The organism is Novosphingobium sp. FG137, assembly GCF_057809735.1.
This window is the reverse complement of sequence record NZ_JBMDKN010000003.1, coordinates 247,366-262,271: the sequence shown is the minus strand read 5'-3', so window position 1 is coordinate 262,271 and position 14,906 is coordinate 247,366. Positions and strand designations below refer to the sequence as shown.

Sequence of the window (14,906 nt, the reverse complement as noted above, 5' to 3'; positions counted from 1 at the left end):
TGTTCGAATTGAGCGGCCTGTTCATCACTTCTGACCCTGTTTCGAAAGCGGATCCGACACGCGGAGCCGATAAAGCACCTCGATCAAGGCGTTGCGCAGAATGTTCCTCGAGAAAGCCAAGGTCTGGCCCTTTGGAAGGCAAGCCGAAAGATTTGGAGCAAGCGTACCGAAAGCCGAGTTTTCCTGACCCGATCCGACCACGCTGATGGCAAGAGCGTGGACAACCACGGGATTTGCCCGCACCACACAGTCAGAAAATTGACGCAAACCAATAGCTTGCAGGTCTTTTTCCTGAGTGCCGTCCGAACCGGCCGTGTAATCTGGTGAGGCACGGTCAGAAACGCTGTCTACAGATTTGAACGCAAATTCCTGGCGATAAAGCGCTTGGTAAGCCGCGCCCCGAAACGCGCTTTCGCTGAATTGGAGGCTACCGTTGTCGATACAATCGCTCACAGACAACCGAGCCGCCCGCTTGTTTGCATCCGCGCCGCCCGGGAATGTTCCAAGGTAGTACATGACCCCGCCGCGATTGCGCTTGAGCAAACAGATTGCATACGCCGCCATCGTCTTGCGCGCAGCCACCTCACCGGCCTTTTCGCCAAGCTGTGCGGGCTCCGGGCGGACAAGACTTCCCGTATCCTGCGCCATAGCTGCGCCGGCAAGGCCGCAAAGCATGCCTCCCCCGATCAGCAGTGAGGCAACAAGATGATCGGCAAGCCTCACTCCGCGGCCTCCCGCGCATTCTCCGCAATCCGGCGCTCGATTTCGGGCCGGAAGTGCTTGATCAGGCCCTGGATCGGCCAAGCCGCCGCGTCGCCGAGCGCGCAGATGGTGTGGCCTTCGACCTGCTTGGTCACCTGCTGGAGCATGTCGATCTCTTCGACCGCCGCATCGCCGGTGCGCAGGCGTTCCATCACGCGCCACATCCAGCCGGTGCCTTCGCGGCACGGGGTGCACTGGCCGCAGCTCTCGTGCTTGTAGAAGTACGAGAGGCGGGCAATCGCGCGGACGATGTCGGTGGACTTGTCCATCACGATCACAGCCGCCGTGCCAAGGCCCGAACCGACGGCCTTGAGCCCATCGAAATCCATCGGCGCGTCCCAGATTTCCGCCGCCGGCACCAAGGGCACCGAAGACCCGCCGGGGATCACCGCGAGCAGATTGTCGCGCCCGCCGCGAATGCCGCCGCAATGCTTCTCGATCAGTTCGCTGAAGGGGATGCTCATCGCTTCCTCAACCACGCAGGGCTTTTCGACATGCCCACTGATCTGGAAGAGCTTGGTGCCCTTGTTGTTGTCACGCCCGAAGCTCGAAAACCACGCCGCGCCGCGCCGCAGGATCGTAGGCGCCACGGCGATGCTCTCGACGTTGTTCACCGTCGTCGGGCAGCCATAGAGCCCCGCGCCTGCCGGGAACGGCGGCTTGAGGCGCGGCTGGCCCTTCTTGCCCTCAAGGCTCTCGATCATCGCGGTCTCTTCGCCGCAGATGTAAGCGCCCGCGCCCCGGTGGACGAAGACGTCGAAATCATAGCCCGAACCGCAGGCGTTCTTGCCCAGCAGCCCTGCCTCATAGGCTTCGGCCACGGCTGCAAACAGCGTCTCCGCCTCGCGGATGTACTCGCCGCGAATGTAGATGTAGGCCGCCCGCGCGCGCATCGCATAGCCCGCGACCAGCGCGCCCTCGATCAGCTTGTGCGGATCGTGGCGGATGATTTCGCGGTCCTTGCAGGAACCGGGTTCGGATTCGTCGGCATTGATCACGAGGAAGCTCGGACGGCCGTCCTTGCTCTCCTTGGGCATGAACGACCACTTCATCCCGGTCGGGAAGCCCGCACCGCCGCGACCGCGCAGGCCGCTCGCCTTTATTTCGTCGATGATCGCGTCCTGCCCGCGCTCCATCAGGGCCTTGGTGTTATCCCAATCCCCGCGCGCCTGCGCCGCTTTCAGGTTCCACGGCTGATAGCCGTAGAGGTTGGTGAAAATGCGGTCCTTGTCAGCGAGCATTGTCCGCTCCGTTCTTCTTCGGCGCATCGCCGCGCGTCGCAAAAGCGATCAGCAGCGCGGCAATGGCAATCGCCCAAGTGCCCAGCGACCCGTCACGCGCCAGATCGAGCATCCCGAGCCCAATCAGCACCGCGCCGACAGCAATCAGGATCGGCTTGAGGGCCATCACCATTCCCCCCGGTAATCGTGGTTCGCCGCCGCCATCGCGGTCAGCGAGCTCAGCGCGCCGGCGGGCTCGACCGTATGGCGGCCCGGCAGCTGCGTGCCCGTCTTGGGCTGCTTGCCCGCAGCGAGTTCATCGAGGATGCGCGTCATGTCTGCCGCAGTCAGGTCCTCGTAGTTGTCGTCGTTGATCTGGACCATCGGCGCGGAGGCGCAGTTGCCCATGCATTCCACTTCGGTCAGCGTGAACACGCCGTCGTCGGTCGTGTGGCCCTTCTTGAGCCCGCGCGCCTTGCACGCCGCCATGATGTCGTCTGATCCGCGCAGCATGCACGGCGTCGTCCCGCAGACCTGCACGTGGAACCGGCCGATCGGCGCAATGTTGTACATCGTGTAGAACGTCGCCACCTCGACCACGCGGATGATCGGCATGTCGAGCTGCTGCGCCACGTATTCCATCACCGGAATCGGCAGCCAGCCTTGCGTGTTCTCTTCCGCACCGACCTGGCGCTGCGCGAGATCGAGCAGCGGCATCACCGCCGAGCGCTGCCGCCCCGCCGGATAGCGTGCGATGATTTCCTTGGCCTTCTCGGCATTCTCAGCCGTCCACGCAAAACCGCCCCAGCGGGCGCGGAGTTCGGGGGTATCAGGTTCGATATGACGGTCAGCCATCAGCGAATGAACTCCACGCGAGAGCACTTCTCGCCTTCGAAAGAATAGACCGCGACGACGTCGAACGGCTCGACCAGCGGTGAACCATCGGTCGCCGGCCCGCGCGTCACATGTTCGCGCATCAGCACGTAATTGCCGATGGCCTGAGCCTCGATGATCTCGGCATGGTTCTGCGGCCAGCGCGCAAACGCGGCAGCAAGGCCCGAACGCGTGCCTTCCTTGCCTTCGCGCACGACATCACCGCGATAGTTCGCCTCGCAGGCACCGTCGGTCATGTAGGACACGTAGGTATCCACATCCTGCGCATTGTAGGCGGCAATCATGGCCTTGGCGGTGGCAAGATTGCTCACCGGTCGCACTCCCCGAACACCACATCGATCGCGCCCAGAATGGCGGTCGCGTCGGGCAGCATGTGGCCCTTCGACATGAAGTCCATCGCCTGCAGGTGCGAAAACGCCGTCGGGCGGATCTTGCAGCGGTAGGGTTTGTTCGAACCGTCCGACACGAGATAAACGCCGAACTCGCCCTTGGGGCTTTCGGTCGCGACGTAGACTTCGCCCGCCGGCACGTGGAAGCCTTCGGTGTAGAGCTTGAAGTGATGGATCAGCGCTTCCATCGATTGCTTCATCTCGCCGCGCTTGGGCGGCACGACCTTGCGGTCGCTGCTCGAAACCGGGCCTTCGGGCATTTCGGCCAAGCACTGCTTCATGATGCGCGCGGACTGGCGCACTTCTTCCACGCGGACCATGAACCGGTCGTAGCAATCCGAGCGGGTGCCAACCGGAATTTCGAAGTCCATGCGGTCATAGACGTCGTAGGGCTGGCTCTTGCGCAAGTCCCACGGAATGCCCGCGGCGCGGATCATCGGACCCGAAAAGCCCCAGGCAATCGCGTCCTCGCGGCTCACCACGGCGATATCGACGTTGCGCTGCTTGAAGATGCGGTTGTCGACAACGAGGCTCATCGCGTCCTCGAAGATCTGCGGCAACCGCGTATCCAGCCAATCGGCAATGTCGGTCAGCAGCTTGAGCGGCACATCCTGATGCACGCCGCCGGGGCGGAACCACGCCGCATGCATGCGCGCGCCAGAAGCGCGTTCGAAGAAGTTGAGGCAATCCTCGCGGATCTCGAACAACCACAGGTTCGGCGTCATCGCGCCGACGTCCATCACGTGGCTGCCGAGGTTCAGCATGTGGTTGCAGATGCGCGTCAGCTCGGCGAACAAGACGCGCAGATACTGGGCGCGCAGCGGTACTTCGATATTGAGCAGCTTTTCCACCGCGAGCACATACGTGTGCTCCATCGCCAGCGGCGAGCAGTAGTCCAGCCGGTCGAAATAGGGCAGCGCCTGCAGGTAGGTCTTGTGCTCGATCAGCTTTTCGGTGCCGCGGTGGAGCAGGCCGACATGCGGGTCGATCCGCTCGATGATCTCGCCGTCCAGCTCCATCACCATGCGCAGCACGCCGTGCGCCGCCGGGTGCTGCGGGCCGAAGTTGATCGTGTAGTTGCTGATGACCTCGTCGCCGGTGGTGGGCGACTGTTCAAGGCTCAGGCTCATGCGCCTTCTCCCTCGGTCTTGGGCTTGCGCGTACGCTTGGGCTTTTCGGCCTCGCTCTCGGCAGGGACCGTCGGCGTGTTCTCCGCGCGGGGCTTCTTCGCGGGCCGGTTCTCGGTCGGATCGGGCGCGCCGGGCTCAGGCGTTGCAGTGGCGACGGGCGCTCCCGGCGAAACCGTCTTTGCAGCTTCGGCATTGGCCTTCTCGCCAGCGCCGGTATCGGCGGGCTTGTCGGTGGTCTTGGGCACGTCGGCCTTCGCCTCGCCCTTGGTATCGGGCGCGGTCGCAACCGGCGCGGGAGCGGGCGGCACGGGCGCCGCCTTCTCGTCGCCCGGCAGCACGTAGTCAGCGCCTTCCCACGGGCTCATGAAATCGAACTGGCGGAGATCCTGCGCGAGTTCCACCTTCTCGTAGACGACGCGCTTGTCCTCTTCCGAATAGCGCAGCTCGACATAGCCCGTCAGCGGGAAGTCTTTGCGGAACGGATGGCCCTGAAAACCGTAATCGGTCAGGATGCGGCGCAGGTCCGGGTGCCCGGCGAAGAGCACGCCGTACATGTCGTAGACTTCGCGCTCGTACCAGCTGGCATTGGGCCAGAGCACCGTCGCGGTCGGCACCGGTGTCGCCTCGTCGGTCGAAACCTTGACGATCAGCCGGTGGTTCTTCGTCAGCGAAAGCAGGCAGTAGACCACCTCGAACCGCTCGGGCCGCGAGGGATAATCGGCGCCTGCAATGTCCATCAGCTGCTGATATTCGTGGGTATCGCGAAGGGCCCGCAGCACCTCGACGATCCGCTCGCGCACGACATGGATGACGATCTCGCCATGCTGCTCGCGCGCGGAGATCACGTCAGCGCCCAGCGCGCCGCTCAGCGTTTCCAGCACGCCGTCGAACGGCGCGTAGCGGGGGGCGGAATGAAGCACGGTCATTTCGGCAATCCCCTCAACGCTCGATCGTGCCGGCGCGGCGGATCTTCCGCTGCAGCTGCATCACGCCATACAGCAGCGCCTCGGCAGTCGGGGGGCAGCCGGGTACGTAGATGTCGACCGGCACGATCCGGTCGCACCCGCGCACCACTGAATAGCTGTAGTGATAATAGCCACCGCCATTGGCGCAGCTGCCCATCGAGATGACGTACTTGGGGTCCGACATCTGATCGTAGACCTTGCGCAGCGCCGGGGCCATCTTGTTGCACAGCGTGCCGGCCACGATCATCACGTCCGACTGGCGCGGAGAGGCGCGCGGGGCAACGCCGAAGCGCTCCATATCATAACGCGGCATGTTCACGTGGATCATCTCGACCGCGCAGCAGGCAAGGCCGAAGGTCATCCACCACAGCGAGCCGGTGCGCGCCCACTGAAACAGTTCCTCGGTGCCGACGACAAGGAAACCCTTGTCCGAAACCTCGGCGTTCAGGCTGTCGAAGAAGGCGGCATCAGGCGCCGCAGGCAGGTCCGCCGCAGTGGCAGGGATGATCGATGAGGACGTCATGTTGCTCATTCCCAATCCAGCGCGCCCTTCTTCCAGGCGTAGATGAAGCCGATGATCAGCTCGAACAGGAACACCATCATCGTGCCCCAGCCAGCCCAGCCGCTTTCCTTCAGGCTTACCGCCCACGGAAACAGGAACGCTGCTTCAAGGTCGAAGATGATGAACAGGATCGCCACGAGGTAGAAGCGCACGTCGAACTGGCTGCGCGGATCCTCGAACGCGGGGAAGCCGCATTCATACTCGCTGAGCTTCTCGGCATTGGGGTTGTGTGCCCCGGTGAGCCGCGAAACGCCCATCGGCAGGAACACGAACACGCAGGAAAGCGCGAGTGCGATGCCGAGGAAAATGAGGATCGGCAGATATTGCGCGAGGTAAGGCAGTTGCTCGGCCAAAGGATTGACTCGCCTGTTTCTATGTCGCCCCGCGCCCTAGTCCCGGGCGTGGCCATGTGCAAGTGCGGCATCGCCCGATGAGGCTCAAAATCCAAGCTTTTGTCTGTGGATGACCCCGCTTCCCACGGTTTTCCGTGCGCTGTGGCGCTGCATACGAATGATCAGGAAGTGATACCGATTTGCAATATCACATCCCCTGCCACAAGAACACCGGCCACGCCGCCAGCGCCAGCAGGGTGCCGAGCGGCAGCATCGTATCGCGCGTGATGCGCTGCCCTGCGGCGCGCAGCACGGCGGCAACCGCCAGTCCGCCAAGGCTCGCCACCAGCAGCGTGTGGATGACCCCCAGCGGCCCCAGCCAGAGCCCGATTGCGCCCAGCAGCGGCGGGTCGCCGCCTCCCAAACCCTCCTGTCCGCGCCAGGCGAGATAGCCCTGCCCCAGCAGCCACAGCACCGCGAAGCCGAAGACGCCGCCCACCATGGACTGGACAACGGCCATCACATCCTCGGACCAATAGCCCATAACCAGCGCGAACAGCGCGCCGCTGGCCCCCAGCAGCGCCGAAAGCTGGCGCGGTAGCCACATATGGCGCAGGTCCAGCATCGCGAGCAGCAGCAGCTGCCAGCCAAGCACCATCGCCCAGATCGGAAAGGTGCTCAGCATCACGGCCATCGCGCCGATTGTCGCCCCGCCCAGCTCCGCCGCAAGCTGCCAGCGATCGATTGCAGAGCCGCACTCGCGGCACTTGCCGCCCTGGATCACCCACGAAAGGATCGGCACGAGCTCGAACGGCTCCAGTTCCTTATCGCAGGTATCGCAGGCCGAGCGCGTCATGACCAGCGGCCGCCCATCCGGCATCCGGATGAGCACGACGCCCAGAAAGCTGCCGATCACCGCGCCCAGCACCATCGCGCCAAGGATGAACACGATCAGCATGCAGCCCGCCCTCGCATAGCATTTGCGCCCCTTCGCGAATTGAAATCGTCTCGCCCGGGGTCTACATCAACCGTAACCCCGGGGCCTGGCGCGGTCCCTTAGCACAGGAATGGTTTCCATGGTCCAACTCTCCCCCGCGTTCTCGAGCGCCGATCCCGTCGTCATTCTGTCCTTTGCGCGCACCCCGATGGGCGCGATGCAGGGATCGCTGGCCGATGTCCCCGCCACCCAGCTCGGCGCCACGGCGGTCAAGGCTGCGGTCGAGCGTGCCGGAATCTCGGGCGACAAGGTTGAGCGGCTGTACATGGGCTGTGTGCTCCCAGCCGGCCTCGGCCAGGCCCCTGCGCGTCAGGCCGCAATCCACGCCGGGCTCCCCACTTCGGTGCAGGCGACCACGGTCAACAAAGTCTGCGGTTCGGGCATGCAGGCGCTGATCATGGGGGCGGAAGCGCTGGCTTCGGGTTCCATCGACATGGTCGTCGCGGGCGGCATGGAAAGCATGACGAACGCGCCCTACCTCCTCAAGAAGCACCGCTCGGGCGCGCGCATCGGCCATGATACGGCTTATGACCACATGTTCCTCGATGGCCTTGAAGACGCCTACGAGCCCGGCCGCGCCATGGGCACCTTCGCGCAGGACACCGCCAACGAATACCAGCTCACCCGCGAACAGCAGGATGCCTACGCCATCGAATCGCTGCGCCGCGCGCAGACCGCGATTGCCGAAGGTGCCTTTGTCGCCGAGATCGCGCCGGTCACGGTGAAGTCGCGCAGCGGCGAAACCGTGGTCGATACCGACGAGGCCCCCGGCAAGGGCAAGCCGGACAAGATCCCCGCTCTGAAGCCTGCCTTCGCCAAGGACGGCACGATCACCGCCGCCACCTCCTCCTCGATCTCGGACGGCGCTGCCGCGCTGGTGCTGACGCGTGAGAGCGTTGCCGCCGCCGATGGCCTCACCCCCGTCGCCCGCGTCGTGGCGATGGCCGCGCACGCCCAGGCACCCAAGGACTTCACCACCGCCCCCGTCGGCGCGATCACCAAGCTGCTCGACAAGGCCAGCTGGAGCGTCGCGGATGTCGATCTGTTCGAAGTGAACGAGGCCTTCGCCTGCGTCGCGATGTTCGCGATGCACGATCTCGGCATCAGCCACGAGAAGATCAACGTCCACGGCGGCGCCACCGCGCTCGGCCACCCCATCGGCGCCTCGGGCGCCCGCATCGTCACCACGCTGATCGGCGCACTCCAGCGCCACGGCAAGAAGCGCGGTGTTGCAAGCCTGTGCATCGGCGGCGGCGAAGCAACCGCAGTCGCGATCGAGCTGGTCTAAGCGGGAATCCCTATCGGTCCTCCCCATTTTTGCGCAGCACAAATGGGGAGGTGGCCTGCCGAAGGCAGGTCGGAGGGGTAACGTGCTACGCGCCTACTCGGCGCCCCAAGCCGCAGCCTTGGCCACATAGCCGCGCCGGCCATCGATATCGAACTTGCACCAGACCGGCCCGCAATCGCCGAGTTTGCCCGTAACGCCGGGCTCCACGCGCCACAGCAGCCGGCCGCTGCCATCCGAATTCTCGCGGATTTCCGCCACCGTGCCTTTCACCGTTGCGGTGCGCGTGCGGGTGAGGAACTGGGCCAGCATCCAGCCCCGCGCACCGTCGATATCCTCGACCAGCCGCCAGCCACCGATCGTGCGCAGCACTTTCATCGGCAGCCCTGCGCGCACATAGACCCAGCTGATGCGATACTCGCGCCCCGGCCCCACGCGCAAGTTGGCCGGCTGGCCGCGCAACGAGGCCCAGTAAGGGCTGTTCTCGTCATCCGCCGCGTGCGCCGGTGTTCCCATCAGCATGCCGAGCAGGACAATGATCGCAATTCGCCTTCCAGACCGGGGCACGCTCAACCTTCCTTCATCTTCGCCGCCCCCGCTGCGATACAGCATTCGCGCGTCCGGGCAACCGGGTGCTTGACCGCAGGGCGCGAGGCGGCATAGCGATACGCCATGCCCGCAGCCCACACGCCCTCAGGTTCCCCAGGCGCCGACTACCGGCCCACCCGCCGGATCGAAGGCCGCCCCCGCGTCTTCGTGACCCGCCGCCTGCTGCCTGAAACGGAAGCGCGCATGGCAGAGCTGTTCGATGTCACGCTCAACCCCGATGATCGGGCGCTGTCGCAGGACGAGATCCGCGCCGCGATGCAGGAAGCCCACGTCCTCGTCCCCACCGTCACCGACCGGATCGACGCGGACCTCATTGCCTCCGCCGGTCCGCAGCTCGGCCTTATCGCCAGCTTCGGTGCAGGCACGGACCATATCGACCTCGCAGCGGCTCGCGCCCGCAAGATCCTCGTCACCAACACCCCCGGCGTGTTTACCGATGATACGGCGGACATGACGATGTCGCTGATCATCGCCGTCTCGCGCCGCCTTGCCGAAGGTGGCCGCGTGATCCGATCGGGTGACTGGGCCGGTTGGGCACCGTCCACCCTCCTCGGCCACCGCATCAGCGGCAAGCGGCTCGGCATCATCGGCATGGGCCGCATCGGCCAGGCCGTCGCCCACCGCGCCCGCGCCTTCGGGCTCGAGATCGTCTACCACAACCGCCAGCGCCTGCCTGAAGCGTTCGAACGCATGGTCGGCGCGCGGTATGAGGCCGATGTCGATGCGCTGGTGCGCGAGGCGGATATCGTCACCCTCCACTGCCCCTCGACCCCCGAAACGCACATGCTGATGGACGCGCGCCGCATCGCGCTGATGAAGCCCGAGGCCTATCTCGTGAACACCGCGCGCGGCGATGTGGTAGACGAGAATGCGCTGATCGAGGCGCTGCAGGCCGGCCGTATCGGCGGCGCCGGGCTCGATGTCTTCGCGCACGAGCCGAAGATCGATCCGCGCCTCCTCGCGCTCGGCAACGTCTCACTCCTCCCGCACATGGGCAGCGCCACATTCGAAGGGCGCACCGCTTCCGGCGACAAGGTTGTTGCAAACATCCGTTTCTGGGCCGATGGGCATCGTCCGCCCGATCAGGTCCTCGAAGGCTGGGCATAAGAACAAAGCGAATCGCGTGGGGGAGTGTTCGGAATGAAGAAGTTCTTCGCGGTGGCCTTTGCCGCCAGCGCCCTTGCGCTGCCCGCGCTGGGCCACGCCCAGGCCGCTGAAGCCGTGGATGCAGCCGATAGCGGCGATACCGCGTGGCTGCTCGCCTCCTCCGCGCTTGTCCTCCTGATGACGCTGCCGGGCCTCACGCTGTTCTATGGCGGGCTGGTGCGTGCCAAGGGCTTCCTCGCGGTTGCCATCCAGATCGGTGCGATTGCCGCGATCACCTCGCTGCTGTGGATCGTGGTGGGCTATACACTGGCCTTCGGTCCGGTTTCGAGCGGCTGGCTGGGCGGCGGCTCGGCGTGGATGCTCGGCCAGCTCGGCAATGTGCGCGAAGGCACGCTCGTCCCCGAAAGCGCCTACGTGCTGTTCCAGATGATGTTCGCGGCGATCACGCCCGCACTCATGGTCGGCGCCTGGGTCGATCGTGCCCGCTTCGGCTGGGTCGTCGCGTTCACGGCCCTCTGGAGCCTGATCGTCTACGCCCCTGTCGCGCACTGGATCTGGGGCGGCGGCTGGCTGGCGAGCCGTCTCGGCACGATGGATTTTGCCGGCGGCATCGTCGTCCACACCACCGCGGGCGTTTCCGCGCTGGTCGCTGCGCTGCTGATCGGTAAGCGCAGCGGCTTCCCGCGCACGCAGATGCTGCCGCATTCACCCGCACTCACAATGATTGGCGCGGCCATGCTCTGGGTCGGCTGGTTCGGCTTCAACGGCGGCTCCTCGCTCGCCGCGACGGATGATGCCGCCTCGGCGATCATCAACACCCATGCCGCCGCATGCGCCGCTGCGCTCGCCTGGCTCGCAATCGAAAAGGTCAGCATCGGCAAGCCCACGTCGGTCGGCTTTGCCACCGGCGCGGTTGCGGGCCTGGCGACCGTGACGCCCGCAGCCGGCTTCATCGCGCCGGGCGCCGCAATTCTGTTCGGCCTTGCTGCCGCCGCCGTCTGCTACCCGATGATCCTGCTGGTCAAGCGCCGGATCGAGATCGACGATTCGCTCGATGTCTTCGCCGTCCACGGCATGGGCGGCATCGTCGGCTCGCTGCTGCTCGCGATTTTCCTCGAGCCATCACTCGGCGGCACCGGGTATGCCGAGGGCATGGGCCTGTTCCGCCAGTTCTTCGCGCAGGCCGCAGGCGTCGGCGCTGTCGCCGCATGGAGCGCGCTGGGCACCGTGATCTGCGCTCTCGCAGTCGCCATGGTGATCCCGATGCGCGTGACCGAGGACGAGGAACGCGAGGGCCTCGACCTCACCAGCCACGGCGAACGCGCCTGGGAGTTTGAATAAGGTGAGCGTACGCAAGGCTCGCCTCGCTGCCTTCATCGAGTCCGTCTGGAACCGGGGTGAGGCAGAGGCAGTGACCGCCTACCTTGCCCCCGCCTACACCGTCTACCACGATCCCGGCGATCCGTGGGAAGGCCGCACGCTGGATCCCGCCGCGTTTACCGAGCGCCTCATCCAGTCAAGAGCGCCCTTCCCCGATCAGCGCTTCACCGCGCTGCGCATGGCCGAAGACGCGGACGCCGTGATCATGACATGGGCCTGGGAGGCCACTCATCTCGGCGATTTCCCCGGTTTTCCTGCCACCGGCCGCACGATCCGCATGTCTGGCGCGACTTCATACAGCTTCGACGCCGAGGACCGCCTCACCGGCCATTGGCAGATCGCCGACCGCCTCGGCGTGTTCCAGCAATTGCAGGCCAACCGGGGCTGAGGGCGTACACCCCGCCCCTACCCCAGCTCTTCGCGCAGCAACCCCAACACGGCCTGTACCGCCCCGCGCGCGCTTGCCATTTCGAAATGCTTGAACGGCACTTCGACCACCCGGTCCGCCTGCCCCGCCTCGCCCGCCGCGCTGCGCGGCGCAACGATGCCGTCGCGCCTTGACCATACCGCGATCGTGCGCACCGGCGGCTTCTCGCCCGGGTCCTCGGCAAAGGGCACCGCATCCACCGTGTGATCGTTGAGCGCTTCATAGACGCGCCAGGCGTTGTTCGCCCGCCGGTCACCCGAAAAGGGCGAACCCAAAGTCATCACCAGACTGCAGGCATCCGGATGGCGCTGCGCCAGCACGCGCGCAAACATGCCGCCAAGGCTCCAGCCGATCAGCACGACCGGTTCGCCCGATTGCTCGGCCAGTTTGCAAATCCGCTCTTCCAGCCGCGCGATCTTTTCCGGCTGCGCACCGGTGTTGAGCCCCTGCTCCCAGCCCTCGACAACGAACCCCGCCTTGCTGAGCGAATTGCGCAGCAGGGCGGTCGAACGGTCGTTCGAAAGCAGCCCCGGGATCACGATGACCGGTCGCCCTCGCCCGAACGGCGGCACCACGACCGGGCGGCGCAAGGGCGCGGCCTGAATCTGCGGCAAGGCCAGGAATTCCAGCGCCCAGCGCCAGCGCGGCGGGGCCTTTGCCCCTGAGGGATCGGACTCTGCTGCCAAGCCCTCAGTCCCCCGTCAGGATGCGGTCCACCAGTTGCTTCACGGTGGGCGTGAAGTTGTTGGAATAGAACGGGTCCTGCTTGAACCTGTACGCCGCGTGACCGGCAAACATCAGGTTCTCGTCGATCGGCCCGCCATGCGCGATGTCCTGCAAGGTCTTCTGGATGCAGAAGCTGCGCGGATCGGCGAGGCGGCCGGTGGTGTAGTCGTCGTGGTCCTTCCACGAGGAGAACCCGCAGTGCGAAAGGCAGCCCATGCAGTCCTTCTGGTCCTGCTGGATGGTCTCGCGCTCTGCGGTCGTCACGAAGATCACGGTGTCATCGGGCGTGCGCAGCGCATGGGTGAAGCCTGCGCCGAACCACGTGCGCGCACGGTCGCGGTCTGCCGGTGTCACCCAGAAGTTCTTGCCCTTCACGCCCACGTCGAGCTGCACGGTGTGCTCGCCTGCCGAAACCTTGGAATAAGGGATCTGCCGCTCGCTGCGGGCTTCGAGCGCGCGCAGGAAGGGGTTGCGCACGGCGGAGGAATAGAACCCCGTCGGCGAAAAGCGGTGGAGCAGCACGTCGCCCGGCTCCAGCGTGCGCAGATGTTCCTTCCACGCCTTCGGAATCGGGCTCTCCTCGGTCAGCAGCGGCCGGGTGCCGAACTGGAACGCGATCGAGCCGAGCTCGGGATTGTCGATCCAGTTGTCCCACTCGCGCAGGAACCACACGCCGCCTGCCATCACAATCGGCACGCTGTCCGGCACGCCTTCGGTGCGCATCACATCGCGCAGCATTTTCACGCGGGGGTACGGGTCCTCGGGCTTCTTCGGGTCCTCAGCGTTGGAGAGGCCATTGTGCCCACCCGCCAGCCACGGATCTTCATAGACCACCGCGCCCAGCCATTCCGGCACCTTGTGGTAGGCCCGCTTCCACAGCGCCCGAAACGCGCGGCCCGAAGAAACGATGGGAAGATAATATACCTGATGCCGCGCCGCGATTTCCGAAAGCTTGTAAGGCATTCCTGCGCCGCAGGTGACCCCTGCAATCAGCCCACGCGTCCGTGAGAGCACGCCTTCGAGGATCGGCTGCGCGCCGCCCATTTCCCACAGCACGTTGATATTGATCGCGCCGTTTCCGCCCGCCAGATCATAGGCCCGGCGGACCTGCTCCACCGCCCCGTCGATGCCATAGCGGATCAGCTGTTCATGGCGTTCCTTGCGGGTCAGCTGCTCGTAGATCTGCGGAATGATCTTGCCGGTCGCGTCATAGCTGTCGGCATTCACCGCGCTGACCGTGCCGATGCCCCCAGCGGCTGCCCACGCGCCCGAACTCGCATGGTTGGTTGCCGCAACACCCTTGCCGCCCTCGATCAGAGGCCACACTTCGCGGCCGCCATACAGGATCGGCTTCAAACCCTTGAACGCAGACATCGTCTTCCCTTAGAGACCCCCAACCTTGCCACCAGAGCCATTGGCACCGGCATGGCACGATTGCATCTTGCTCGGCTCAGGCGGCCCGCTGCCCGCAGGTACGAACTGAGCATAATAGCCTGATACATCCGGCTTACGGCGAAACGCGGTCAAGCGAAAGCCCGCTGTCTCGAATTCGCAAAAAAGCAAGGCGGGTGGCGTTCCGTGCCGGTCGGTGGGGCGATCGGCGTCGACCACCACAACCGAGCCGCCAGGCTTCAGCGACGGCCACAGCCGCCAGAGGAACGGATAGGGCTCCGCGATCTCGTGGTACATGTGGATCATGAACACGCGGTCGAAGCTGCGCGCCGGCAAGCGCGGATCATCGGGCGCGCCCCGCAGAATCGAGACCGACGTAAGCTGCTCGCGCTCGATCCGCGCACCCAGCCGGCCAAGCGCGCCCTCGTCGATGTCCTGCGCCAGTACCCGCCCCCTGGGGCCCACCCGTGCGGCAAGGCGCACCGTGTAGTACCCCTCACCCGCGCCGATATCGGCAACGGTCATGCCCGAGGCCACCTCGGCCTCGTCCATCACGCTTGTCGCTTCGCCCTGCTTGTCGCGCGCTTCCTCTGGCGCCCACTGGGTCGAGACGACTTTCGCAACCGGACGGTCGGCACTGGGAAACGCGCGATTGCGCGGCGCACGATCAGTATCGCCGGCATCTGCCGCGCGGCAGGCCGTCAGCGCCATCAGCCCGGCCAAAAAGGC

At 65.5% G+C, this 14,906-nt stretch carries 18 protein-coding genes; 4 read left to right on the top strand and 14 right to left on the bottom strand.

Annotated features, from left to right (window positions below):
- Positions 1-24: 24 nt before the first annotated feature.
- The 10 genes from ACODS2_RS10795 to ACODS2_RS10750 form a co-directional block, all read right to left on the bottom strand.
- Positions 25-723 carry a hypothetical protein gene (locus tag ACODS2_RS10795; protein WP_488998804.1) on the bottom strand — a complete coding sequence of 233 codons (699 nt, stop codon included), beginning with the start codon at positions 721-723 and terminating at the stop codon, positions 25-27.
- Positions 720-2,003 carry an NADH-quinone oxidoreductase subunit NuoF gene (gene nuoF / locus ACODS2_RS10790; protein WP_488998803.1) on the bottom strand — a complete coding sequence of 428 codons (1,284 nt, stop codon included), beginning with the start codon at positions 2,001-2,003 and terminating at the stop codon, positions 720-722. The genes ACODS2_RS10795 and nuoF overlap by 4 nt, the downstream gene beginning before the upstream one ends.
- Positions 1,993-2,169: a hypothetical protein gene (locus ACODS2_RS10785; RefSeq protein ID WP_488998802.1), complete on the bottom strand. Its 177-nt coding sequence runs from the start codon at positions 2,167-2,169 to the stop codon at positions 1,993-1,995. The genes nuoF and ACODS2_RS10785 overlap by 11 nt, the downstream gene beginning before the upstream one ends.
- Complete coding sequence (locus ACODS2_RS10780) at positions 2,169-2,837, bottom strand: complex I 24 kDa subunit family protein (RefSeq protein WP_488998801.1); 669 nt, start codon at positions 2,835-2,837, stop codon at positions 2,169-2,171. Before ACODS2_RS10780 ends, ACODS2_RS10785 begins: the two co-directional genes overlap by 1 nt.
- Positions 2,837-3,187 carry a nuclear transport factor 2 family protein gene (locus tag ACODS2_RS10775; protein WP_488998800.1) on the bottom strand — a complete coding sequence of 117 codons (351 nt, stop codon included), beginning with the start codon at positions 3,185-3,187 and terminating at the stop codon, positions 2,837-2,839. The genes ACODS2_RS10780 and ACODS2_RS10775 overlap by 1 nt, the downstream gene beginning before the upstream one ends.
- Positions 3,184-4,395, bottom strand: coding sequence for an NADH-quinone oxidoreductase subunit D (locus ACODS2_RS10770; RefSeq protein WP_488998799.1), 1,212 nt, complete (start codon positions 4,393-4,395; stop codon positions 3,184-3,186). Before ACODS2_RS10770 ends, ACODS2_RS10775 begins: the two co-directional genes overlap by 4 nt.
- On the bottom strand, positions 4,392-5,321 hold the full coding sequence (locus ACODS2_RS10765; protein WP_488998798.1) for an NADH-quinone oxidoreductase subunit C: 930 nt from the start codon (positions 5,319-5,321) through the stop codon (positions 4,392-4,394). Before ACODS2_RS10765 ends, ACODS2_RS10770 begins: the two co-directional genes overlap by 4 nt.
- 13 nt (positions 5,322-5,334) lie before the next feature.
- Positions 5,335-5,892, bottom strand: coding sequence for a NuoB/complex I 20 kDa subunit family protein (locus tag ACODS2_RS10760; RefSeq protein WP_488998797.1), 558 nt, complete (start codon positions 5,890-5,892; stop codon positions 5,335-5,337).
- Complete coding sequence (locus tag ACODS2_RS10755) at positions 5,889-6,263, bottom strand: NADH-quinone oxidoreductase subunit A (RefSeq protein ID WP_298173075.1); 375 nt, start codon at positions 6,261-6,263, stop codon at positions 5,889-5,891. Before ACODS2_RS10755 ends, ACODS2_RS10760 begins: the two co-directional genes overlap by 4 nt.
- 199 nt (positions 6,264-6,462) lie before the next feature.
- On the bottom strand, positions 6,463-7,212 hold the full coding sequence (locus ACODS2_RS10750) for a prepilin peptidase (RefSeq protein ID WP_488998796.1): 750 nt from the start codon (positions 7,210-7,212) through the stop codon (positions 6,463-6,465).
- A gap of 118 nt (positions 7,213-7,330) precedes the next feature.
- Between ACODS2_RS10750 and ACODS2_RS10745 the strand changes: the two genes are divergently transcribed.
- Positions 7,331-8,539 (top strand): acetyl-CoA C-acyltransferase, encoded by a 1,209-nt coding sequence (locus ACODS2_RS10745; RefSeq protein ID WP_488998795.1) that lies wholly within the window; start codon positions 7,331-7,333, stop codon positions 8,537-8,539.
- Positions 8,540-8,632: 93 nt separating this feature from the next.
- Here ACODS2_RS10745 and ACODS2_RS10740 read toward each other — a convergent pair whose 3' ends face one another.
- Complete coding sequence (locus ACODS2_RS10740) at positions 8,633-9,103, bottom strand: SH3 domain-containing protein (RefSeq protein ID WP_298173062.1); 471 nt, start codon at positions 9,101-9,103, stop codon at positions 8,633-8,635.
- Between the two features lie 105 nt (positions 9,104-9,208).
- Between ACODS2_RS10740 and ACODS2_RS10735 the strand changes: the two genes are divergently transcribed.
- Genes ACODS2_RS10735 through ACODS2_RS10725 form a run of 3 tightly spaced genes read left to right on the top strand, consistent with a single transcriptional unit; the run spans position 9,209 to position 12,020 of the window.
- A complete protein-coding gene (locus ACODS2_RS10735; protein WP_298173058.1) occupies positions 9,209-10,252 on the top strand; it encodes a 2-hydroxyacid dehydrogenase in 1,044 nt (347 codons plus the stop codon).
- Positions 10,253-10,285: 33 nt separating this feature from the next.
- Positions 10,286-11,593, top strand: a complete 1,308-nt coding sequence (locus ACODS2_RS10730; protein WP_488998794.1) for an ammonium transporter — start codon at positions 10,286-10,288, stop codon at positions 11,591-11,593.
- A gap of 1 nt (position 11,594) precedes the next feature.
- Positions 11,595-12,020 (top strand): ester cyclase, encoded by a 426-nt coding sequence (locus ACODS2_RS10725; protein ID WP_488998793.1) that lies wholly within the window; start codon positions 11,595-11,597, stop codon positions 12,018-12,020.
- 17 nt (positions 12,021-12,037) lie between these two features.
- Here the strand turns inward: ACODS2_RS10725 and ACODS2_RS10720 are convergent, their stop codons facing one another.
- Genes ACODS2_RS10720 through ACODS2_RS10710 form a run of 3 tightly spaced genes read right to left on the bottom strand, consistent with a single transcriptional unit; the run spans position 12,038 to position 14,888 of the window.
- Positions 12,038-12,745: a lipase family alpha/beta hydrolase gene (locus tag ACODS2_RS10720; RefSeq protein ID WP_488998792.1), complete on the bottom strand. Its 708-nt coding sequence runs from the start codon at positions 12,743-12,745 to the stop codon at positions 12,038-12,040.
- 4 nt (positions 12,746-12,749) lie between these two features.
- Entirely contained in the window at positions 12,750-14,159 is a 1,410-nt protein-coding gene (locus ACODS2_RS10715; protein ID WP_488998791.1) for an NAD(P)H-dependent flavin oxidoreductase, read from the bottom strand.
- Positions 14,160-14,168: 9 nt separating this feature from the next.
- Entirely contained in the window at positions 14,169-14,888 is a 720-nt protein-coding gene (locus ACODS2_RS10710; protein WP_298173044.1) for a class I SAM-dependent methyltransferase, read from the bottom strand.
- Between the last annotated feature and the right edge of the window lie 18 nt (positions 14,889-14,906).

Excerpts from the sequence above, each read along its gene's own strand:
- ACODS2_RS10750 (WP_488998796.1), bottom strand. The coding sequence starts at position 7,212 with ATGCTGATCGTGTTCATCCTTGGCGCGATGGTGCTGGGCGCGGTGATC.
- ACODS2_RS10730 (WP_488998794.1), top strand. The coding sequence starts at position 10,286 with ATGAAGAAGTTCTTCGCGGTGGCCTTTGCCGCCAGCGCCCTTGCGCTG.
- nuoF (WP_488998803.1), bottom strand. The coding sequence starts at position 2,003 with ATGCTCGCTGACAAGGACCGCATTTTCACCAACCTCTACGGCTATCAG.
- ACODS2_RS10765 (WP_488998798.1), bottom strand. The coding sequence starts at position 5,321 with ATGACCGTGCTTCATTCCGCCCCCCGCTACGCGCCGTTCGACGGCGTG.
- ACODS2_RS10710 (WP_298173044.1), bottom strand. The coding sequence starts at position 14,888 with ATGGCGCTGACGGCCTGCCGCGCGGCAGATGCCGGCGATACTGATCGT.
- ACODS2_RS10785 (WP_488998802.1), bottom strand. The coding sequence starts at position 2,169 with ATGGCCCTCAAGCCGATCCTGATTGCTGTCGGCGCGGTGCTGATTGGG.
- ACODS2_RS10770 (WP_488998799.1), bottom strand. The coding sequence starts at position 4,395 with ATGAGCCTGAGCCTTGAACAGTCGCCCACCACCGGCGACGAGGTCATC.
- ACODS2_RS10745 (WP_488998795.1), top strand. The coding sequence starts at position 7,331 with ATGGTCCAACTCTCCCCCGCGTTCTCGAGCGCCGATCCCGTCGTCATT.
- ACODS2_RS10735 (WP_298173058.1), top strand. The coding sequence starts at position 9,209 with ATGCCCGCAGCCCACACGCCCTCAGGTTCCCCAGGCGCCGACTACCGG.
- ACODS2_RS10760 (WP_488998797.1), bottom strand. The coding sequence starts at position 5,892 with ATGAGCAACATGACGTCCTCATCGATCATCCCTGCCACTGCGGCGGAC.
- ACODS2_RS10780 (WP_488998801.1), bottom strand. The coding sequence starts at position 2,837 with ATGGCTGACCGTCATATCGAACCTGATACCCCCGAACTCCGCGCCCGC.
- ACODS2_RS10715 (WP_488998791.1), bottom strand. The coding sequence starts at position 14,159 with ATGTCTGCGTTCAAGGGTTTGAAGCCGATCCTGTATGGCGGCCGCGAA.